Source organism: Mycobacterium sp. E1214 (assembly GCF_001666755.1).
GTDB lineage: Bacteria > Actinomycetota > Actinomycetes > Mycobacteriales > Mycobacteriaceae > Mycobacterium.
This window is the reverse complement of the sequence record NZ_LZJC01000097.1, coordinates 65,584-86,371: the sequence shown is the minus strand read 5'-3', so window position 1 is coordinate 86,371 and position 20,788 is coordinate 65,584. Positions and strand designations below refer to the sequence as shown.

Below are 20,788 nucleotides of genomic sequence, written 5' to 3'. Positions count from 1 at the left end.
CCGGTCTGCGGCGCCGCGACGTCGAACTGGACCGGATTCGCGACCAGCTCCAGTTGCCCGGCCTGCACGATGTACTCGTTCGCGCGGATCTGGGCGTCGGCGGCGGCCTGCAGGGTGTCCTGCACGGGCGCCCACGGGCCGGACAGCGTGGCGAAGCGTTCGGTCCACTCGGCGAGCGTGCGGGTGGCGATGGCCTTGGTCAACAACTCGACCGCCTCCGCGGTGTTGTCGGCGATGTCCTGCACCGTCGCGAAGCGGGGGTCGTCGGCCAGCTCCGGCAACTCGACGTGCCGGCACACGTCGGCCCAGAACTTGGTGGGCTGCATCATCACGAAGGAGATGTAGCGACCGTCCGCCGTGGTGTACAGCCCCACCAACGGGTTGTTCGGTGCGCCGTGCACGCCCGGCGGCGGCGCCTCCATCCGCTGCTGCAGATGGTTGGTGAGCGCGACGGTGTGACCCATGGACCACAGACCGCTGCCCAGCAGCGACACGTCCACGACGGACGGTTCACCGGTGCGTTCCCGTTTGAGCAGCGCCGCCGCGATACCGCCGGCGAGGTTGGTTCCGGAAATCGTGTCGCCGTAGGCGGGCCCGGGCGGGGCGATCATGCCCGGCATCCCCGCGGGGGTGATGGTGGCGGCGGTCCCGGCGCGGCACCAGAAGGCGGTCATGTCGTAGCCGCCCCTGGTCGACTCCTCGCCGCGCGGACCGAGCGCGCTGCCGCGCGCGTAGACGATGCCGGGGTTCACGGCGCGGATGTCGTCCACGTCGATGCCGAACCTGCGCCGATGCTCGGGCAGGAAGCTGGTCAAGAAGACGTCGGCGCGGCGCGCCAACTCGTAGAGCACCTCTTTGCCCTCGGGCACCGACATGTCCAGCCCGATGCTGCGCTTGCCGCGGTTGGCGTGTTCGATGTTGGGGTTCGGATCGCCCTCGACGCGCAGCATCCCGGTCTGCCGGAGCCCGCGCTGCGGGTCGCCGGTCACCGCGTGTTCGACCTTGACCACGTCGGCGCCCCACTCGGCGAGCACGGCGCCCGCCGACGGGACGAACCCGTACATCGCGACCTCCAGGACCCGGATACCTTCCAGCGGCCTCACGCGCGGGCCCCCGCCGGGACCGCGAAGGTCTTGCTCTCCAGGAACTCCTCGAGGCCGGCGACGCCCATCTCGCGGCCCACGCCGGACTGCTTGAAGCCACCGAACGGGCTGTCGGCGCCGAAGTAGTTGCCGCCGTTGACCGAGAACGACCCGGCCCGGATCCGGCGCGCCACCCCGAGCGCGCGGTCCTGGTCGCGACTGAACACGGCCCCGGCCAGCCCGTAGATCGAGTTGTTGGCGATGCGCACCGCCTCGTCATCGTCGTCGAACGCGATGACGACGAGCACCGGCCCGAAGATCTCCTCCTGGGCGATCTCGCTGTCCGGGTCGACGTTGGTCAGCAGCGTCGGAGCGTAGAAGAAGCCGGGGTCGAGCCGTTTGCCGCCGGTGACCAGCGTCGCGCCGGCGGCCACCGCCCGCTGCACCATCGCGTCGACCTTGTCGCGCTGCCGCTCGTTGATCAGCGGGCCCATGTAGGTCTTCGGTTCCGCCGGATCGCCGTGGCGCACGTGGGCGAAATTCCCGACGATCAGCTCGACGATCTCGTCGTGATGCGCCCTGGGCACCAACAGCCGCGAGGTGAGCGCGCAACCCTGCCCGGCGTGGGTGACCATGCTGAACGCGGCGAACATCGCTGCGCTCGCGAAGTCGGCGTCGTCGAGCATGATGACCGCCGACTTGCCACCCAGCTCGAGGAAGACCCGCTTGACGGTGTCGCTGGCCGCGGCCATGATCTTGCGGCCGACGGCGGTCGATCCGGTGAAGGTGACGACGTCGACGTCGGGACTGGTGGTCAGCGCCACCCCGGCGGCCGGGTCCGACGAACTGAGCACGTTGACCACCCCGGCGGGAATGTCGGTGTGGTTGGCGATCAACTCGCCGAGCGCCAGCGTGACCAGCGGCGTGTCCGGCGCGCCCTTGAGCACCACCGTGCAGCCCGCGGCCAGCGCGGGCGCCAGCTTGGCCAGGGCGAGCTGATTCGGATAGTTGTAGGCGATGATGGCGCCCACCACGCCGGCCGCTTCCTTTTCCACCCACCGGTGGTGCAGCATGCCGCGCGACTCCCGGGTGCCGAGATCCTGCGCGAACTCGTAGGTGCGCAGCAGGTCGGCGTAGAACCGGACGATGGCGATCGGATCGTCGAGCTGCGCACCCTGCGTCAAGGCTCGGGTGGCGCCCACCTCCGCGATGGTCAGCTCCCGCAGCTCCTCGGCGTGGTCGAGCAATGCCTGGTGCAGCTGATCGAGGCAGCGGATCCGCAGCTCGACGTCGGTGGCCCAGCCCGTGCTGTCGAAGGCGCGTCGAGCCGCGGCGATCGCGGCGTGGGCCTGCGCGACACCGGCGTCGGGCGCGTGCCCGATGACGGCGCCCGTGGCGGGGTTGATCGAGGGAAACGTCTTGTCCGTGGCGACCAGCCGGCCGTCGATCAGGAGGCGACGGTCGACGGACGACTCAGGCGCGAGGGCGCTCGCGGCGGCCTCGGCGGTGTCCTGAGCTGCCATTCCCTACCCCCTGCTGTGGTCCGTGTCACGATAACTTCATTCTCTTCCCCGGCGAATCTTACATTCGAGTCTCGATAATTCAAGAAAGCTGAGAAACGAGACCGACATGCTCGTGCCGCGCCGCGCGAGGCCTTAAGATCCCTTTCGCCGCAGGCTGACCGCGGTTTCGGCGGTCTGTTGCACGCCGCTTCGCCCGGAGAGTAAGGTTCTCATAATTGCAAGGGAGATTCTTTTGTGATCGAAATGGCCCCCGGTGAAGTGAAGGCGAAGCGATGAAGACTGCGGTGGTCACCGGCGGCGGCTCCGGTATCGGCCTGGCCGTGGCGAACCGCCTGCGCGCCGACGGCCTGGACGTCGCCACCATCGACCTCCGGCCGTCGGACCCCGACCGCGGATTCACCGCCGACGTGACGGACCGGGGTCAGGTGGACGCCGCGTTGTCGGCCATCCGCAGCCAGCTGGGTCCGGTGGCGGTCCTGGTCAATGCCGCGGGCCTGGACGGCTTCAAGCGATTCACCAACATCTCGTTCGAGGACTGGCAGCGGGTGATCGACGTCAACCTGCACGGCGTCTTCCACATGATCCAGGCGGTGCTCCCGGACATGGTCGAGGCCGGCTGGGGGCGGATCGTCAACATCTCCTCGTCGAGCACCCACTCCGGCGCGCCGTACATGAGCCACTACGTGGCCGCCAAGTCCGCCGTCAACGGGCTCACCAAGTCGCTGGCCCTCGAATACGGTCCCAGCGGCATCACGGTCAACGCCGTCCCGCCCGGCTTCATCGACACCCCGATGCTGCGCGCTGCCGAGAAGAACGGCTTCCTCGGTGACATCGACGAGACCATCGCCCGCACGCCGGTGCGCCGCATCGGCCGGCCCGAGGACATCGCGGCGGCCTGCGCGTTCCTGGTATCCGAGGAGGCCGGGTACATCACCGGGCAGATCCTCGGCGTCAACGGCGGCCGAAACACCTGAGCATTCGGGCGCTCCGCCCGGCAACCAATCGAGAAGGAGAAGCGGTGGCAGACGGCGCACGGGGTCGCGTTGCAGGCAAGGTCGCCTTCATCACCGGCGCGGCGCGCGGCCAGGGCCGCGCCCACGCGGTGCGGCTGGCCGAGGAGGGCGCCAACATCATCGCCGTCGACCTGTGTCGCGACATCGACACCATCGGTTATCCGCTGGCCTGCCTGGAGGACCTGGACGAGACGGCCCGGCTCGTCGAGAAGACCGGGCAGGCGATCGTGACCGCCCAGGCCGACGTCCGCGACGCCACCCAACTGCGCGCGGCGCTGGACGCCGGTCTCGCCGAGTTCGGTGAACTCGACATCGTGGTGGCGCAGGCCGGCGTCGCCGGCATGAAAGGTCAACCGCCGCTGCAGGCGTGGACCGACGTCATCAACACGAACATGATCGGCACCATCAACGCCATCCAGGTCGCGCTCCCGCACCTGCGCGCCGGGGCCTCGATCATCGCCACCGGCTCGACGGCGGCGTTGATGGACACCGCCAAGAAGGACGCCCCGGGCAACGACCCCGGCGGAATGGCCTACGTCCACTCCAAGCGCGCGATCGCGCGTTACGTCCACGATATGGCAACGGAACTGGCGCCGTTGGGGATTCGCGCCAACGTCGTGCATCCCACGAACACCAACACCCCGATGCTGCAGAGCGACCCGATGTACCGGTCGTTTCGGCCGGACCTCGAACACCCCACGCGCGCCGACGCCGAACCCGTGTTCGGCGTGCAGCAGGCGATGAAGATTGCGTTCGTCGAGCCCGAGGACATCAGCAACGCCGTGTTGTGGCTGGCCTCCGACGAGGCCCGATACGTGACTGGCATGCAGTTGCGTGTCGACGCCGGTGGCTATTTGAAGTGGTACGACTACCACCACTAGTGCCGACTCCGGACCGGCCGCGAACATCAGGTGAGAGGAGACAACCCGTGAAGGTATCGGTGGATTCGCAACGCTGCCAAGGACATACCCTGTGCGCGATGATCGCCCCGGATTCGTTCGAGCTCAGCGACATCGACGGCAGCGCGTCGGCGATCAACGAGGTGGTGCCCGCGGATCGCCAGGACCAGGTGCGCGAGGCCGCCCACTCGTGTCCGGAGCAGGCCATCACCATCACCGAGGACGCCTGAGACCCCACCCACCCGGGCAGCAACTCAACCAAAGATCCAGGGAGACAGAGCTTTGAGTGTCGATGACGTCGTGAGCGAGCGCGATCGCAAGAAGAACGAGTATCACTTCGATCGGCATTCCGCCGAGTACCGCTCCCGGTTCACGGCGATCACCAAGGAGATGCACGAGAAGTGCCCGATGGCCTGGACCGAAACCTACGGGGGTCATTGGGTGGCGGCGGGCAGCCATGAGGTCTTCGAGCTGGCCCGCTGCCCCGCGGTGTCCAACGATCACGACATAAACTCTGAACGCCGCGGCTACCAAGGCATTTCGATCCCGAAAGCCCGGCGCGCGAGTGTGGTGCGCGGCGGCATCCTGGAGATGGACGACCCCGAACACCGCACCTACCGCACCGTGCTCAACCCGTACCTGTCGCCGGCAGCGGTGAAGCGCTGGGAGCCGTTCATCGACGACGTGGTGCGCGCCTGCCTCGACGAGAAGATCGAGCAAGGCCACATCGACTTCGTCGACGACCTGGCCAACGTCGTACCCGCGGTGCTGACGCTGGCGATGCTGGGCATCCCGCTGAAGAAGTGGAACATGTACAGCGAGCCGGTCCACGCGGCGGTGTACACACCCGAACACTCCCCGGACATCGAGCGGGTCACCGAGATGCACCGGCAGATGGGCCTGGACATGGTCAACACCATGATCGAGATCAAGGAGAACCCGCGCCCCGGCATCGTCAACGCGTTGCTGCAGATGCGCATCGACGGCCAACCGGCGCCGGAGCTGGAGATCCTGGGCAACCTGGGCCTGGTGATCGGGGGCGGCTTCGATACCACCACCGCCCTCACCGCCCACTCGCTGGAGTGGCTGTCCGAACACCCCGACCAGCGGGATGTGCTGAGCCGGCAGCGCGACACCCTGCTCGACCCGGCGACCGAGGAGTTCTTGCGCTATTTCACCCCCGCCGCCGGGGATGGCCGGACCTTCGCCGAGGACGTCGAACTCGACGGGACGCAGTTCAAAGAGGGTGAACGCCTGTGGATTTCGTGGGCGATGGCCAACCGGGACCCCGCGGTGTTCCACGACCCCGACACCATCGTGTTGGACCGCAAGGGCAACCGGCACTTCAGTTTCGGGCTGGGCATTCACCGCTGCATCGGGTCCAACGTGGCGCGAACGGTGTTCAAGTCGATGCTGACGGCGGTGCTCGACCGGATGCCGGACTACCGTTGCGACCCGCAGCGCACCGTCCACTACGAGACGATCGGCGTCATCCAGGGCATGCGCAAGCTGCCGGCCGACTTCACGCCCGGCCCGCGGGTCGGTGCGGGACTGGACGAGACCCTGGAGAAGCTGCAGCGGATCTGTGACGAGCAGGAACTCGCCCGGCCGATCACCGAGCGCAAGGAAGCGGCCGTCATCGATTAGCCCCTCGGCACCCTCGAGGCGCGGCGGCAATTTGCGCGAGTAGGCCTGGTCAGCGTGACCGCGACCTATATTTTCTCCAGGCGGCTACGCGGAGATGGGAGACGCATCGGTGAGGACATTTGTTGCGGGCGCTGCGCTGGCCACGGTCGCGTTGACCGCCACGCCGACTGCCCGCGCGGACATGCTGCTCGGCAATTACCGGCTGGACACCAACCGCGATCCCGGCCACAGCTGGATCTGGTCGATCAACCCGTGCACACCCAAGGGCCCCGGCTGCGTGGCCGTCTACGCGACGCCACAACCCAACGGGCAGGCCGCGCCGTGGCGCGGCGAGGCGCATCTGGACAACGGCCGCTACACGCTGGCCGTCGACGTGCCCGACGGCGTGCGCTGCGTCGTCCAATTCTTTCCCTCGCACGACGTCTACTCCTGGGACGCGGTGACGCTTGCGGGCCAGGTCGATTCGACGTTCGACACCGGTTGCGGCGGCGGACCGGGGGGCGCCACTAGTTATCCCATCTCGCTCGTGCGATGGTAGCCGCGTGCGCGGAGTCGGTCGATCAGAGATAGGTAGTAACCGGGATGGCTGAGGCGAAGAAACCGCCGCGAGATTCGACTCCTTCGAAGGCCGAGACGATGGCGTTGATCGCCGAAGCCGAAGCGGAAGCCGCCGAAGCCGAAGCGCTGGCGGCCGCGGCCCGCGCCCGCGCCCGCGCGGCGCGCCTGCGGCGCGAGGCGCAGGCCGCCGACGACGCGGCGGCGCAAGGAGCGAAAGACACAGCCGCGGACGGCGCGACGGCCGACGACACCGGGCAAGCAACCGGGGCCGAGGACACGGCGGCCGAACAGCCCGCCCAGGCGGTCGCCGACACTCCCGACGCCGCCGCCCACACAGCCGACGCTGCCGACGTCGACGACGAGGTGCGCGAAGCCGCCGAGACGGACACCGCGGACGGCGCCGACGACGAGGCGGCGGCGGAGCCGGCCCCGGCGCGGCGCCGCCTGCGGGCGCCGTCGCTGGCCGTGCTGTGGAAGGCGGCCGCCGTCGTCCTGATCCTCGCGTTCGTCGCGGCCAGCGCGTACATGGTCTGGCAGCACACCGAGGACGGCAAGCGCAACGAGCGCGTCGCGAAGTTCCTCGCGGGGGCGCGACAGGGGGTCGTGAACATGACGTCACTGGACTTCAACCGCGCCAAGGAGGACGTCCAGCGGGTGCTCGACAGCTCGACCGGCCAGTTCAGGGACGACTTGGCCCAGCGCGCAAAGGATTTCACCACGGTCGTCGAACAGTCCAAGGTGGTAACCCAGGGAACCGTGAACGCGGCGGCGGTCCAGTCGATCAACGGCAATTCGGCGCTGGTGCTCGTGGCGGCCACCTCGCGGATCACCAACGCGGCCGGCGCCAACAATGAGCCGCGCAACTGGCGACTCAAGGTCACCGTCACCGACGACGGCGGCCAGTACAAGATGTCGAACGTGGAGTTCGTGCCGTGAACCCGCGCAAGGTCGCCCGCACCGATGACTCGTCGGAGCCGGCGCAATCGCGTCCCGCGCGCCGGGTGAAAGTCGTCCCCCTGCTCCTGATTTCGCTGTTGTTGGGCTCCGGCGGCACGGCGGCCTGGCTGTACTTCACGCAGTACCGGCCGGACAGGCAGACCGACGCCCGCGTCGCGACCACGGTCGTCAACGCGGCCTCGGACGGAACGGTCGCGATGTTGTCCTACTCGCCCGATTCGCTCGACCGGGATTTTGCTGCCGCGAAGTCGCACCTGTCCGGGGACTTTCTGTCCTACTACAACCAGTTCACCGAGCAGATCGTCGCGCCGGCGGCCAGACAGAAGGCGCTGAAAACCAACGCTCGCGTCCTGGGCGCCGCGGTGTCCGAACTGCACGCGGATTCCGCCGTCGTGCTGGTGCTGGTGGACCAGAGCACCACCAGCAAGGACAATCCCGACCCGGCGATGGCGTCCAGCAGCGTGCTGGTGACGCTGAACAGGGTCAACGGCACCTGGCTGATCACGAAGTTCGACCCGGTCTGACGGTCGCGCGGCACGTATTGCGGCGCAGAGGTGTTCGGTCGGCGCAACCGCTAGCCGCGGGGCAGGCCGAGCACTCGCTGGGCGATGATGTTGCGCTGAATCTCAGACGTGCCGCCGGCGATGGTCCCCGAGAAGCTGCGGGCGAAGCGGTCGAACCAGCTGCCGAAGTAGTGGTCAAGGTTCATCGGCGCGTACGGGCCGCTCTGACCGGGGTGCACCAGCCCGTCGGCACCAGCCGAAGACAGCGCGTGTTCGGTGCCGCGCAACTCCGCCTCCGACCCCAGCAGCTTGAGCACGGAGATCGCGGCCACGTCGTCCTCGCCGCGGGCGGCGCGGGCCAGCGCCACCGAACCCAGCAGGCGCAGCGCCTGTTTGTCCATGATGGTGGTGGCGTACTGGTCGCGCTCGAGCTCGGTGGCCGGGTGGAAATCGGCGATCACGTTGTCGAGCCGGTCGGCGAAGCCGAGCCACATCATGGTGCGCTCGTGGCCCAGCGATCCGTTGGCGACCCGCCAACCCTGGTCGAGCTCACCGACGAGATTCTCGGCGGGCACCCGCGCGTCGGTGAAGAACACCTCGTTGAAATCGAGGTCGTCCGCCCCGCAGATCGACGCGAAGGGACGCCGCACGACGCCCGGGGTGTCGGTGGGGATGAGCAACGCGCTGATGCCCTTGTGTTTCGGCGCCTCCGGGTTGGTCCGCACGAACGTCAGCAGCACGTCCGCGTCGTGGGCGCCCGACGTCCAAACCTTCTGCCCGTTGACCACGAAGTGGTCGCCCTGCGGATCAGACGAGAGCACCGCCCGGGTGCGCAGCGAAGCAAGATCGGAACCGGCGCTCGGCTCGCTCATACCCAGCGACGCGGTCATTTCGGCCCGCAGGATCGGGACCGCCCAACGCCGCTTCTGTTCGTCGGTGCCGAACGAAAGCAACGACGCGGCAACGATGTTGACGCCCTGGGGATTGAAGCTATGGTAGATCCGCCGGCGACACAACTCGTCGAGGTGGACGAACTGCTGCACCACCGAGGCGTTGCGCCCCCCGAACTCGGGCGGCTGACCCGGCAGCAGCCAGCCGTTGTCGAACAGCAGCCGCTGCCAGCGGCGAGCCCACTGCGGCATGTGCGACACGGATCGCGGACGTTCCAGCGTTTGCGTTGCGTCGGGCAGGTTTTCGTCGAGGAACGCCGCGAACTCCGTGCGGAACGCCTCGACGTCGGCGTCAAAAGTCAGCTGCACGGTATTCCTCCGCGATCCTGGCACGGTGTTCGGCCGCCCCGCCGAGCATGTGCTCACCCGCCTTGGCGCGCTTGAGCGCGAACTGCAGGTCGTTCTCCCACGTGAAGCCCATGGCGCCGTGCAGTTGCAGGCCGTGCCGGAACACCAGCGACTGGCATTCGCCCGCCGACGCCTTGGCCATCGCCGCGGCCAGCCGGCGCCGCGGATCGTCGGCGGCGATCGTCAACGCCGCGAAATACGCCAGCGCCCTGGCTCTTTGCACCGCGACGTGCATGTCGGCGGCCTTGTGCTGCACGGCCTGGAACGACCCGATGGGCACCCCGAATTGGTGGCGGCTGCTCACGTGTTCGAGCACCAGGTCGAGGATGCGCTGACAGGCGCCGACCATGGTGATCGCCATGCCCGCCAGCGCGACGTGCCGCGCGCGCTCGCCGTCCACCGTGCGCCGCGCGGTCTCGGGCACCCGGACCCCGTCGAACGACAGGTCGGCGACGTGCAGCACGGGATCGAACACCGCCGAACGGCGCGCCGACACCTGGTTCGCGTCGGCGAGGAACACTCCGGCGTCGGTCACCACGGCCAGCCGTTCGACCCGGTCCCCGTCGAGGACGTGCCGCGCCGTGCCGTCCAGGACCCAGCCCTGGGCGTCGCGGTGCGCCGCCACGCCGTGGTACACGGCGGTCCCCGATTCGTGCGGGTCGAACCGGTCCCCGGCCAACGGGGCGTATTGGCTCATGGTCGCCAGGAACGGGGTGGGGTCGGTCGCATGCCCGAGCTCTTCGAGGACGATGGCCAGTTCGACCGTGCTTTCCGGGTCGGCGAGCTCGGTCCAGCCCTGGTCGACGTAGGACTTCCACAGCGGACTCGGATCCACCCCCTGCTCGGCGACGCCGCGCACCAACGAGGGCGGGCATTGCTTGCCGACGGCGTCGCGCACCGTCTTCTGCCACAACCGCTGATCGGCATCGAATTCCAGCAGCATCCGCGCGACCTCCCGTCTTCACCGTCGCTGCGAGAATATCATTCTCGGTTCCGGAAAGGGATGATCTCAGATTCTGGCTACGCGGTCACACCGGGGCGCGGTCGACCAGCGCGCCGTCAGCGGCGCAATCCCACCGATCGACGTTGACGAACTCCGCCAGCGGGCGTCGGCGAAGCGGACCATGCCGGCCCCTGGGCCAGCCGACCACGATGTGGCCCGCGATCAGCCAACCCCCGGGTATCCCGACGGCCTCGCGCAGCAGAGGTTCCCCGCCGTAGGAGGCCCAGCCGGTCAGGCACGCGCCCAGGCCCTGCGCGCGGGCGGCCAGCAGGAAATTCTGCATGGCGGGAAAGATCGAGCCGCCCAGCAGCAGCTCCGATGCCGTCGGGTAGTGCTGTTGAACGAAGAGCACCGACGTGAACTCGCCGGCGCGGTCGTGCAATTCGTAGATTGCGCGATAGGTGCGCGCCCGACGGGTGCGGTCGTCGGCGGCGGGCCGGCTCATCCCGTAGACCGGCTCGATCACTTCCAGCGCGTGGGCGGCGGCCTCGGCCAGCACGGCGCGCAGCTCGGGCGAGCGCAGCACGATGAAGCGCCGGCCCTGGGCGTTGGCGCCGGACGGCGCCCACCGGGCCGCTTCCAGGCAGCGCCCCAGGACCGCGTCGGCCACGGGCTCGTCGGTGAACCGCCGGATCGTCCGCGCGGTCGACATGACTTCCCAGACGTCGGCACTTGCCCCGGCCATCAGCCCTCCTCCACCCCTGTTGCGTCACAGGGTATTTCACGGCGGCCGCGGCCGGGCCACCGTCGACCGGGGGCCGCGCGGCGTGCGGTCGCGCGCGGGTACGGGTTCATCGGCGTGGCCGACGACGCCTCTCGGACGCCAACCCGAGAATGGTATTATCCACATTCAAGAACGTTAATTACCCGCAAGCCCGCAAAACCGCCCCTACCAGCGCAATCAGTAATCGAAACGCTTACCGGAAATCGTTGATAGGCAGCTGACGAGAATGTTAGGTTACCTAGCTTATGACCGGCTCTGACGCACGATCGGCGGCCCGTCCGCACCAGCCGGGGCGGCCCCGGTGATCGAACACGCCGACGGAACGAGCACGCCGGTGATCGACGCCAGCGTGCACATCTTCTTTCCCTCGAACAAGGAACTGCGTAAGACCTTGCGCGAGCCGTTCAAGAGCCGCGGCTTTCCGGACTACGAGATGGACTGGTACGGCGCTCCCGGCGGCGAATACGCGCCCAACACCGAGGGGCCCGACCGTCGGTACCCGGGATCAGACCCGGATTTCGTTGCCAACGAGCTGTTTTCGAAGCGAGGCGTGGACGTCGCGGTCCTGCACCCGATGGCGCGGGGCATCATGCCCGACCGACACCTGGGCAGCGCGTTGCACGCCGCGCACAACGAGATGATGGTGTCACGCTGGTTGGACTCCGACGAGTTCGGCAGCCGGTTCCGGGGCACGATCCGAGTGAACCCCGACGACATCGCCGGCGCGCTGCGCGAAATCGACAAGTGGCGCACACACCCCCGGGTGGTGCAGATCGGGATACCGCTGCAATCCCGCGAGCTCTACGGCAAGCCACAGTTCTGGCCGCTGTGGGAGGCCGCGGTCGACGCCGCCCTGCCGGTCGCGGTGCACATCGAAGTCGGCTCGGGCGTCGCGTTCCCACCGACGCCGTCCGGCAACACCCGCACGTATGAGCAATACGTCAGCTTCATGGCGCTGAACTACCTGTACCACCTCATGAACATGATCGCCGAGGGCGTCTTCGAGCGCTTCGAGGGCCTGCGGTTCGTGTGGGCCGACGGGGCCGCGGACTTCGTGACGCCGTTCATCTGGCGGATGGACACCTTCGGGCGGCCGCACCTCGAGCAGACGCCCTGGGCGCCACGGATTCCCAGCGACTACCTGCCGGACCACGTGTACTTCGTGCAGGGCAGCCTCGACGGTCCCGGCGACGTCGAGTTCGCGGGCGAGTGGTTCGGCTTCACCGGCAAGGAGGACATGGTGATGTTCGGCTCCAGCTATCCGCACTGGCAGTGCGGCGACGTCAGAAAGCTGCCCGGCGCGCTCTCCGCCGAGCAGCGCGACAAGGTGTGCTGGCGCAACGCGGCCAGGCTCTACGGCATAGACATCCCCGCCGCGGTGGGCGCACAGTAGAGGCAAGTCAGGAGCGAGGAGATCGAGATGACCTTGACCCATTCCCACGAGCGGGTCCCCGCTGCCGAGCGCATCGCCGTCCGGTGTGTCGACTCCGATGTCCACCCGGCCCCCAAGCGCGGCGAGCTCCTCCCCTACATCCCGGAACCCTGGCGCAGCAAGTACTTCCTCACCCGCACCGTGGGCGAGCAGATTTACTACGACGCCCCCGACTACGCCCATTCCTACGCGATGCGCGTGGACTCCTTTCCCGCTAACGGCGAATTTCCCTGCAGCGACCCGGATTTGGCGTTTCGCCAGCTGATCATGGAGGCCGGCTCGGACATCGCTATCCTGGAACCCGCCGCCTACCCGGCGCGCCTGCCCGAGGCGCAACACGCGATGTCGTCGGCGCTCAACGACTGGCAGGCCAACCACTGGCTGGACGGCCACAACAACTGGCACCAGCGGTGGCGCGGCTCGATCTGCATCGCCATCGAAGAGCCCGACGCCTCCGTCGCCGAGATCGAGAAGTGGGCGGGCCACCCATACATGGCTCAGATCCTGATCAAGGCCGAGCCGCGGCCGTCGTGGGGCCACCCCAAATACGACCCGATCTGGGCGGCCGCCACCAAGCACGACATCACGGTGAGCTGCCACCTGTCGCGCAGTCAGTTCGACGAATTACCCACCCCACCCGTCGGGTTCCCCAGCTACAACCACGACTTCATGGTCACCTACTCGCTGCTGGCGGCCAACCAGGTGATGAGCCTGATCTTCGACGGGGTCTTCGACCGGTTCCCGACCCTGCGCATCGTGTTCGTCGAGCACGCATTCAGTTGGATCCTGCCGTTGATGTGGCGGATGGATTCGATCTACGAGGCCCGCAAGTCCTGGGTCGACATCAAGCGTAAGCCGTCGGAATACGTCAAGGACCACATCAAGTTCACCACCCAGCCGCTGGACTACCCGGAGGACAAGACCGAGTTGACCCGCGCCCTGGAGTGGATGGAATGCGAGAAGATCCTGCTGTTCTCGTCGGACTATCCGCACTGGACCTTCGACGACCCGCGCTGGCTGGTCAAGCACCTCCCCAAAGCGGCGCGCGACGCGGTGATGTACAAGAACGGCATCGCGACCTACCACCTCCCCGAGACGGTGCCGGTCCTCGAGGGCCAAGTCCGGGTGCTCTGAGTTGACGACCGACCGAGGGCCCGCGACCAGTCGGCCCCAACCCCGCCTCGCCCAGGGCCGCGAGCACGTCGTGGCCACGGTGGACGAGATCCCGCCGGGCACCCACAAATTGGTGCCGATCGGGCGGCACGGCGTCGGCGTGTACAACGTCAACGGCAGCTTCTACGCCATCGCGAATTACTGCCCACATCAGGGCGGTCCGCTGTGCTCCGGCCGCGCCCGGGGCCGCACGGTCGTCGACGAAACGGCGCCCGGGGACTCGGTGATGGTGCGCGACCTCGAGTACATCTACTGTCCCTGGCACCAATGGGGATTCGAGCTGGCGACCGGCACCACCGCGGTCAAGCCGGAGTGGAGCATCCGCACCTACCCGGTGCGGGTCGTCGGCAACGACGTTCTGGTGATGGCCTAACCACAGGAGAATCGGGTGCCAGCAATCGAAGTCAACGGGGGAGACGTCGTCTACGAAATCTTGGGCGGCGGTGGTGATCTCATCGTGTTGACGCCGGGCGGCCGGTTCAGCAAGGACATCGAGGGCCTGCGGCCGCTGGCGGAGGCGCTCGCGGCGGGGGGCTATCGGATCCTGCTGTGGGACCGACCCAACTGCGGCGCCTCCGACGTGCAGTTCTACGGCCAAAGCGAGTCACACATGCGCGCCGAAACGCTGCGCGGGCTGCTCGGCGAGCTCGGCGTCGACCGGTGCATCCTGGCCGGCGGGTCCGGCGGCGCAAGGGATTCCATGCTGATCACGATGCTCTACCCGGAACTCGTCGAGAAGTTGGTGGTGTGGAACATCGTCGGCGGGGTCTACGGCACCTTCGTCCTGGGGTCCTTCTACATCATTCCGAGCATCCTCGCGGTGCGCGGCACCGGGATGGAGGGCGTGGCGAAGGTCCAGGAGTGGCGGGATCGCATCGAGCAGAACCCGGCCAACAAGCAGCGGCTGCTCGATTTCGACCGCGACGAATTCCTCAAGGTGATGATGCGCTGGCTCAACGCCTTCGTCTCCAAGCCGGGGCAGACGATCCCCGGGGTCGAGGACGAGATGTTCGACCGAATCCGGGTGCCCACGTTGATTATTCGCGGCGGCGAGAACGACCTGGATCACCCCAAGCGGACCTCGCTCGAGGTCAGCTGCCTGATCAAGGGATCCACGCTCATCGACCCGCCGTGGCCGGAGGACGCCTGGGAGCGCGCCTCGGAGGACCGCGCCGCGGGGCGGGTCAAGCACTTCAACATGTTCGACACGTGGGTGCAGGCGGCGCCCGCCATCCTGGACTTTTTGGGCAAGTGATGGTGTCACACGGTGCGAATGTGGACCTCACAATTCAGCGACGCCTCCAGCGCCGTGTGCACCCGGCTCTCCGGGATGCGGTCGAGGTCCGCCTCGCGCAGCGTCACGTGCACGATGTCGAACCCGTCGTCGCCGGGGGTGCGCGCGATCTCGCCGGTGAGGCCGAACGCGGACAACACGCCGTGCGCGTCGTCGTCGGTCCCGCGGCTGATGAACGTGGTGACCCCCGGCACCGGGGAGGCGCCGAACACGTTCGCGCAGAGCGTGATTGCCGCGCGCCGCGCCTGTTCGCCGTCGTCGGAGGCGATCAGCAGTTCCACCTCGCGGCGGGTGACCGGCATGGCCACGAGGTCGCTGTCCACCACGTCGACGCCGGCCTCGGCCGCGCGTTGCAGGAGCGCCGTCATGCCGTCGCGTAGTTGCGCCGGGGACAGGCCGCCGCCCGGATCGACGTTGACGCGCACCACCGCAGTTCGCATGCGCGCAAGCCTAACCACGACGACGTCAGGCCAGCCGTGAACACCACCGAATCCGCGACCACCGCCACCGCCACGCTCCCGGGCTGCCCGCCGCGCTTGCTGACCGTCTCGGCGCGCGAGGATCTCGCCAACTACGGGCGGTCCGGCGGGTACCGGCCGCTCGCCGACGCCGAGGCCCTGCTGAGCGACGTCGCCGCCAGCGGTCTGCTCGGCCGGGGCGGGGCGGCCTTCCCGCTGGCGGTGAAGCTGCGTGCGGTACGCGACAACGGGCGGCTCGGCGCGGGCACCGTCGTGGTCGCCAACGGCGAAGAGGGAGAACCGGCGTCGATCAAGGACCGGTGGCTGCTGCGCAACCGGCCCCACCTCGTCCTGGACGGCCTGCGGTTGGCGGCGGCGATCGTCGGCGCCGACGAAGCCTACGTGTACGTCTCCGACCCGGAGGCCGCACACAGCGTCGAGACCGCGCTCGGCGAGCTCGATCGCGGCGCCCTCGGCGACGTGGCGGTGCGCCTGTCGACGGTGCCGTCCGGCTACGTCGCCGGCGAGGAGACCGCCGCGGTGCAGCTGATCAACGGGGGTCCGGCCAAGCCGACCGACAAGCCGCCCCGGCCGTTCGAGGCGGGGGTCGGGGAGCGCCCCACGCTGGTGAGCAACGTCGAGACCCTGGCCAACCTGCCCTACCTGCAGGCGCGGGGCGCGGCGGAGTTCCGGGCGCAGGGCACCGCGCTGTCCCCGGGGACCTTCCTGGCCACCATCACCGGGGCGGGCCGGCCGCCGGTGCTCTACGAGTTACCGCATGGCCTGGCGTTCACCGATTTGCTTGCGCTGCATGGGGTTGCGACTGAGCAGCTGCGCGGCGCGCTGATGGGTGGGTACTTCGCGGGGTTGTTGAACCGCTCGGTGCTCGATACGCGCCTGGACCACGAGACCATGCGCGGCATCGGCAGCGGGCTGGGGTGCGGCGCGATCTCCCTGATCACCCAAGACTGCCCCGTCGCGGTCGCCGCGGCGGTGCTGGCGTATTTCGACCGTGAAAACGCCGGGCAGTGCGGGTCGTGCTTCAACGGGACGGCCGCGATGGCCGCCGCCGCGGGCGCGCTGCGCGACGGCGCGGCGACGACCGCCGACGTCGACCGGTTGCGCCGCTGGTCGGTGACGCTGCGGGGGCGCGGGGCCTGCGCGACGCTGGACGCCGCCACCAACGTCGCCGCCAGCCTGCTCGACCAGTTCCCGGGCGAGGTCGCGGCGCATCTGGCCGGGGCGTGCCCGCAGTGCGCGCACGACGCACCGCGCACCGAGCGGCCCTACGAGGCGGAAGCCGGGAGGCACGCATGAGGATCCGGTTGGACCGCACGGTGTGCGACGGCTTCGGCATCTGCGCCAAGCACGCGCCCGGGTACTTTTCGCTGGACGACTGGGGTTACGCCGCGCTCGTCGGCGACGGCACCGTGGCCGAGGGGGACCGCGACGCGGTCCTGCGCGCGCTGCTGGACTGCCCGGTGCACGCCATCACCGAGCTCGGGGAGCGTCGCCGCGGCGCCGCGCATCCGCCACTGACCGACGCCGACGACCCGGCCGCGCGCGTCCGGACCGAGGACAACGAGGCGGAGTGGGGCTTCACCCGATAGCTCCGGGCCCGCGCCGGCGTTCTCGATCGCGGCGGGCGCGGGTGATAACGTGATTCTCGTATTCGAATAACGGTCCTCCGCGGCTTCGGGGGGCGACCCTCGGAGGTGACGTGTCAGCACCCGGACGTCCGCTGCCGTTGATCACGCAGGACAACGAGTTCTTCTGGACCTCCGGCGCGGACGGCACGTTGCGCCTGCAGGAATGCCGCGCCTGCGCGTCGCTCCTCCACCCGCCGGCCCCGGTGTGCCGCTACTGCCGCTCCCGCGACATCGGGGTGCGGGCGGTCTCGGGAAAGGCGACGCTCGCCGGCTTCACCGTCAATCACCGGTTCAGCCTGCCCGGCATGCCGGCGCCGTACGTGATCGCGCAGGTCGCGATCGCCGAGGACCCGCGGGTCCGGCTCACCACCAACATCGTCGAGGCCGATCCCGAACGATTGCAGCTGGGCCAGCCGGTAGAGGTCGTCTTCGAACACGCCGACGACGTGTGGTTGCCGCTGTTCAAGCCCAGCGCCGCTGCCGACGCCGGCGCACCGCCGGTCGACGAGATCGCGCCGGAACGCTTTGGTGACTACGTCCGGCCCATGGTGACCGCGGAGAAGTTCGAGGACAAGGTCGCCCTCACCGGGATCGGCATGTCTCCGATCGGGCGGCGGCTGATGCAGCCGCCGTTGTCGCTGACGGTGCAGGCGTGCGAGGCGGCGATCGCCGACGCCGGCCTGACCTTCGACGACATCGACGGCCTGTCGACCTACCCGGGCGCCGGTAACGTCGGGGGCTTCGGCGAGGGCGGCGTGACCGCCCTCGAGGCCGCCCTGGGAATCCGGCCCACCTGGCACAACGGCGGGATCGAGACGTTCGGACCGGGCGGGTCGGTGATCGCCGCGATGCTCGCGGTCGCCGGCGGCCTGGCCCGCCACGTGCTGTGCTTTCGCACCCTGTGGGAAGCGAGCCACAAGGAGCTGATGAAGCAGGGCAAGATCACCCCGTCGATGGGCCGGATGGCGGGTTGGCAGTTCCCGTTCGGGGCCACGTCGGCGGCCCACACCCTGGCCATGAACGCGCAGCGCCACTTTGATCGATACGGCACGACGCGCGAGACGCTGGGCTGGATCGCGCTCAACCAACGCGCCAACGCCGAGCTCAACCCGACCGCGGTGTACCGGTCCCCCCTGACGATGGAGGACTACCTGGGCGCGCGGCCCATCACGACGCCGTTCGGCCTTTACGACTGCGACGTGCCGTGCGACGGGGCGATCGCGGTCATCGTGTCGGCCGTGGACGCCGCCCGGGACCTGGCCAAGCCGCCCGTGCTGGTGGAGGCGGTGGGAACCCAGATCCTCGAGCGAATCGATTGGGACCAAAGCACATTGACGCACGAGCCGCAGGTGCTCGGCCAGGCGGCGCACCTATGGACCCGCACCTCGCTACGACCGACCGACGTCGACGTCGCCGAACTGTACGACGGGTTCACCATGAATTGCCTGTCGTGGATCGAGGCGCTGGGATTCTGCGGCATCGGCGAGGCCAAGGACTTCCTCGACGGCGGTAAGAACATCGCCCGCGACGGCCAGCTGCCGCTGAACACCCACGGCGGTCAGCTCTCCCACGGGCGCACCCACGGCATGGGCCTGATCCACGAGGCCGTCACCCAGCTGCGCGGGGAGGCCGGCGACCGGCAGGTCACCGACGCGCGCGTCGGCGTCGTGAGCAGCGGCGGGCTCACCCCCAGCGGAGTGCTGCTGTTGCGGTCCGACGCATGAGCCAGCCCGCGCCCCGGCCGAGGCTGGTCATCGTCGCCGGCGTGCCGATGTCGGCGCTCATCGCCGAGGCCGAGCAACCGGCCGCCGTCATCGTCGCCCTGCACGGCGGCGGCACCACCGCGCTCTACTTCGACTGTCCCGGTCATCCCTCGCTGTCCTTCGCGCGGGCCGGGGCCGCGGCCGGGTTCACGGTGATCGCGCTCGACCGGCCCGGCTACGGCAGCTCGGCCCCCTACCCCGAGGCGATGGCGCGCCCCGCGCAGCGGGTCGACCTGGCGTACGCGGCGGTCGATCGCATCCTGGGCGACCGGCCCCGCGGCGCCGGGATGTTCCTGGTGGGTCATTCCGGGGGCTGTGAGCTGGTCTTGAGGATGGCCGCCGACGAGCGCGGCGCCGACCTGCTGGGCATCGAACTGGCCGGCACCGGCCGGCACTATCACCCCGCGGCCCGCGAGATCCTGAAAGCGGCCACTCGCGAGCGCCGTCCGGCCGGCCTGCGGGAACTGCTCTGGCACCCGGAGGCGCTGTATCCCCCCGAGGTGCTCGGGGGCGCCACCGTGTCGCCGACGGCACCGGCCTACGAGGACCAGATGGTGTCGGATTGGGGCCGCCAGGACTTCCCCGCGCTGGCCTCCGCCGTCACCGTCCCCCTGCAATTCAGCGTCGCCGAGCACGAAAAGGTCTGGCAGCACGACACTTCCGCGGTCGCCGAGATCGAATCCCTGTTCTCGGGCGCGCCCCGGTTCACCAGCTACCGGCAACCCGACGCCGGCCACAACATGAGCCTGGGGTACACGGCGCCCGCGTATCACGCGCGGGTGCTGGCGTTCTTCGGCGAATGCCTGTCGGGGGCGACGCCGCCGGTGCCGACGGGGACGCCGCAATGAGAGTCGGCTTCATCGGCCTGGGCAGCCAGGGCGCCCCCATGGCGCGGCGCATCGCCGACGGCGGCTACCCGATCACGCTGTGGGCCCGGCGAGCCGAGACCCTCGAACCCTTCGCCGACACCGCCGCGAACATCGCGGGGTCCCCGGCCGAGCTCGGCGCGGCCAGCGACCTGGTGTGCCTGTGCGTGGTCGCCGACGGCGACGTCGACGAGCTCGCCGGCGGTGTGTTGTCGGCGATGCCGTCCGGCGGCGTGCTCGCTGTGCACAGCACCGTGCATCCCGACACCTGCCGCAGGCTGGCCGAAAGGGCTGCCGCACAGGGCGTCTCGGTGATCGATGCCCCGGTCAGCGGCGGCGGCCCGGCGGCCGAACAGGGCCGGCTGATGGTGATGGTCGGCGGAGCGGGCGACGTCGTCGAGCGCTGCCGACCCGTCTTCGAGACCTACGCCGACCCGGTCGTCCACCTGGGGGCATTGGGTTCGGGGCAGACCACCAAGCTGCTCAACAACTTGCTGTTCACCGCGAACCTGGCCACCGCGGCGACCACCCTGGCGTTGGCAGAGCAGCTCGGCGTCTCCCCCGAGCGCCTCACCGAGGTGGTGTCGCGGGGCAGCGCAAACAGCTTCGCGCTGAACGCCCTTGGCGGCATTGGGGGATTGGACCGCCTGGCGGGCGTCGCGGGTGGCCTGCTGCGCAAGGACGTCCGGCTGGTGGTCGACCTCGCCGAGGGCGCCGGCGCCCGCGCGGGTGCCGTCCTCGATGCGGCGGACGCCGCGCTGACGTTGCTGGGCCACCCGCGATGAGCGCCGCGCGCCCCGCGAGAGGACGTTCCGGGGCCCGGCGCCGTGCGATAGATGACACACCTCGCGGCAGCCAAGAGCGTCTGACGTGGCGGCGTTTTGGTGCTTTCCGGTTCGCCACGAAAGAGTTACCGTTACCGTTACAGTCAGCCACCCCGCTGTAA

22 protein-coding genes are annotated in these 20,788 nt (G+C 69.2%); 16 read left to right on the top strand and 6 right to left on the bottom strand.

The features are described from left to right. A partial coding sequence (locus A5700_RS14405; RefSeq protein ID WP_068071212.1) for a CaiB/BaiF CoA-transferase family protein occupies positions 1-1,103 on the bottom strand: 1,103 nt, incomplete at its 3' end. Beyond that, positions 1,100-2,605: an aldehyde dehydrogenase family protein gene (locus A5700_RS14400; protein WP_068071199.1), complete on the bottom strand. Its 1,506-nt coding sequence runs from the start codon at positions 2,603-2,605 to the stop codon at positions 1,100-1,102. The genes A5700_RS14400 and A5700_RS14405, both read right to left, overlap by 4 nt. A gap of 272 nt (positions 2,606-2,877) precedes the next feature. Between A5700_RS14400 and A5700_RS14395 the strand changes: the two genes are divergently transcribed. The 7 genes from A5700_RS14395 to A5700_RS14365 all read left to right on the top strand — a co-directional run bounded on the left by A5700_RS14395 (position 2,878) and on the right by A5700_RS14365 (position 8,203). Beyond that, entirely contained in the window at positions 2,878-3,579 is a 702-nt protein-coding gene (locus tag A5700_RS14395; protein WP_068071198.1) for an SDR family NAD(P)-dependent oxidoreductase, read from the top strand. Between the two features lie 44 nt (positions 3,580-3,623). Beyond that, positions 3,624-4,499, top strand: coding sequence for a mycofactocin-coupled SDR family oxidoreductase (locus A5700_RS14390; protein ID WP_068204810.1), 876 nt, complete (start codon positions 3,624-3,626; stop codon positions 4,497-4,499). 47 nt (positions 4,500-4,546) lie between these two features. Next, positions 4,547-4,747, top strand: a complete 201-nt coding sequence (locus A5700_RS14385) for a ferredoxin (protein WP_068071196.1) — start codon at positions 4,547-4,549, stop codon at positions 4,745-4,747. A gap of 52 nt (positions 4,748-4,799) precedes the next feature. Next, on the top strand, positions 4,800-6,164 hold the full coding sequence (locus tag A5700_RS14380) for a cytochrome P450 (RefSeq protein ID WP_068071192.1): 1,365 nt from the start codon (positions 4,800-4,802) through the stop codon (positions 6,162-6,164). 94 nt (positions 6,165-6,258) lie between these two features. After that, positions 6,259-6,702 carry a hypothetical protein gene (locus A5700_RS14375; protein ID WP_068071190.1) on the top strand — a complete coding sequence of 148 codons (444 nt, stop codon included), beginning with the start codon at positions 6,259-6,261 and terminating at the stop codon, positions 6,700-6,702. A 44-nt stretch (positions 6,703-6,746) separates the two neighbouring features. Continuing rightward, on the top strand, positions 6,747-7,658 hold the full coding sequence (locus tag A5700_RS14370; RefSeq protein ID WP_068204807.1) for a hypothetical protein: 912 nt from the start codon (positions 6,747-6,749) through the stop codon (positions 7,656-7,658). Further along, positions 7,655-8,203, top strand: coding sequence for a hypothetical protein (locus tag A5700_RS14365; RefSeq protein WP_068071186.1), 549 nt, complete (start codon positions 7,655-7,657; stop codon positions 8,201-8,203). Before A5700_RS14370 ends, A5700_RS14365 begins: the two co-directional genes overlap by 4 nt. A gap of 50 nt (positions 8,204-8,253) precedes the next feature. On the opposite strand, the gene A5700_RS14360 is transcribed toward A5700_RS14365, so the two are convergent. The 3 genes from A5700_RS14360 to A5700_RS14350 all read right to left on the bottom strand — a co-directional run bounded on the left by A5700_RS14360 (position 8,254) and on the right by A5700_RS14350 (position 11,168). Further along, positions 8,254-9,441, bottom strand: a complete 1,188-nt coding sequence (locus tag A5700_RS14360; RefSeq protein ID WP_068071184.1) for an acyl-CoA dehydrogenase family protein — start codon at positions 9,439-9,441, stop codon at positions 8,254-8,256. Next, positions 9,425-10,423 carry an acyl-CoA dehydrogenase family protein gene (locus tag A5700_RS14355; protein WP_068071182.1) on the bottom strand — a complete coding sequence of 333 codons (999 nt, stop codon included), beginning with the start codon at positions 10,421-10,423 and terminating at the stop codon, positions 9,425-9,427. The genes A5700_RS14360 and A5700_RS14355 overlap by 17 nt, the downstream gene beginning before the upstream one ends. An 85-nt stretch (positions 10,424-10,508) precedes the next feature. Next, positions 10,509-11,168, bottom strand: coding sequence for a nitroreductase family protein (locus tag A5700_RS14350; protein ID WP_068204805.1), 660 nt, complete (start codon positions 11,166-11,168; stop codon positions 10,509-10,511). A gap of 340 nt (positions 11,169-11,508) precedes the next feature. On the opposite strand from A5700_RS14350, the gene A5700_RS14345 reads away from it, so the two are divergent. Genes A5700_RS14345 through A5700_RS14330 form a run of 4 tightly spaced genes read left to right on the top strand, consistent with a single transcriptional unit; the run spans position 11,509 to position 15,067 of the window. Beyond that, positions 11,509-12,600: an amidohydrolase family protein gene (locus A5700_RS14345; protein WP_068071178.1), complete on the top strand. Its 1,092-nt coding sequence runs from the start codon at positions 11,509-11,511 to the stop codon at positions 12,598-12,600. 27 nt (positions 12,601-12,627) lie between these two features. Further along, entirely contained in the window at positions 12,628-13,773 is a 1,146-nt protein-coding gene (locus A5700_RS14340; protein WP_068071176.1) for an amidohydrolase family protein, read from the top strand. Between the two features lies 1 nt (position 13,774). Beyond that, on the top strand, positions 13,775-14,185 hold the full coding sequence (locus tag A5700_RS14335; RefSeq protein ID WP_068071174.1) for a Rieske 2Fe-2S domain-containing protein: 411 nt from the start codon (positions 13,775-13,777) through the stop codon (positions 14,183-14,185). Between the two features lie 15 nt (positions 14,186-14,200). Continuing rightward, positions 14,201-15,067, top strand: a complete 867-nt coding sequence (locus tag A5700_RS14330; protein WP_068071169.1) for an alpha/beta fold hydrolase — start codon at positions 14,201-14,203, stop codon at positions 15,065-15,067. A 5-nt stretch (positions 15,068-15,072) separates the two neighbouring features. Here A5700_RS14330 and A5700_RS14325 read toward each other — a convergent pair whose 3' ends face one another. Next, positions 15,073-15,546: a hypothetical protein gene (locus A5700_RS14325; protein ID WP_068071167.1), complete on the bottom strand. Its 474-nt coding sequence runs from the start codon at positions 15,544-15,546 to the stop codon at positions 15,073-15,075. Between the two features lie 36 nt (positions 15,547-15,582). Between A5700_RS14325 and A5700_RS14320 the strand changes: the two genes are divergently transcribed. The 5 genes from A5700_RS14320 (at position 15,583) to A5700_RS14300 (ending at position 20,627) form a co-directional block, all read left to right on the top strand. Next, positions 15,583-16,881 (top strand): NADH-ubiquinone oxidoreductase-F iron-sulfur binding region domain-containing protein, encoded by a 1,299-nt coding sequence (locus tag A5700_RS14320; protein ID WP_068071165.1) that lies wholly within the window; start codon positions 15,583-15,585, stop codon positions 16,879-16,881. Continuing rightward, entirely contained in the window at positions 16,878-17,174 is a 297-nt protein-coding gene (locus tag A5700_RS14315; protein ID WP_068071163.1) for a ferredoxin, read from the top strand. The genes A5700_RS14320 and A5700_RS14315 overlap by 4 nt, the downstream gene beginning before the upstream one ends. A gap of 110 nt (positions 17,175-17,284) precedes the next feature. Next, complete coding sequence (locus tag A5700_RS14310) at positions 17,285-18,937, top strand: OB-fold domain-containing protein (RefSeq protein ID WP_068071162.1); 1,653 nt, start codon at positions 17,285-17,287, stop codon at positions 18,935-18,937. Continuing rightward, positions 18,934-19,824: an alpha/beta fold hydrolase gene (locus A5700_RS14305; RefSeq protein WP_068071161.1), complete on the top strand. Its 891-nt coding sequence runs from the start codon at positions 18,934-18,936 to the stop codon at positions 19,822-19,824. The genes A5700_RS14310 and A5700_RS14305 overlap by 4 nt, the downstream gene beginning before the upstream one ends. Next, positions 19,821-20,627: an NAD(P)-dependent oxidoreductase gene (locus A5700_RS14300; protein WP_068204812.1), complete on the top strand. Its 807-nt coding sequence runs from the start codon at positions 19,821-19,823 to the stop codon at positions 20,625-20,627. The genes A5700_RS14305 and A5700_RS14300 overlap by 4 nt, the downstream gene beginning before the upstream one ends. The last annotated feature ends 161 nt before the right edge of the window (positions 20,628-20,788 follow it).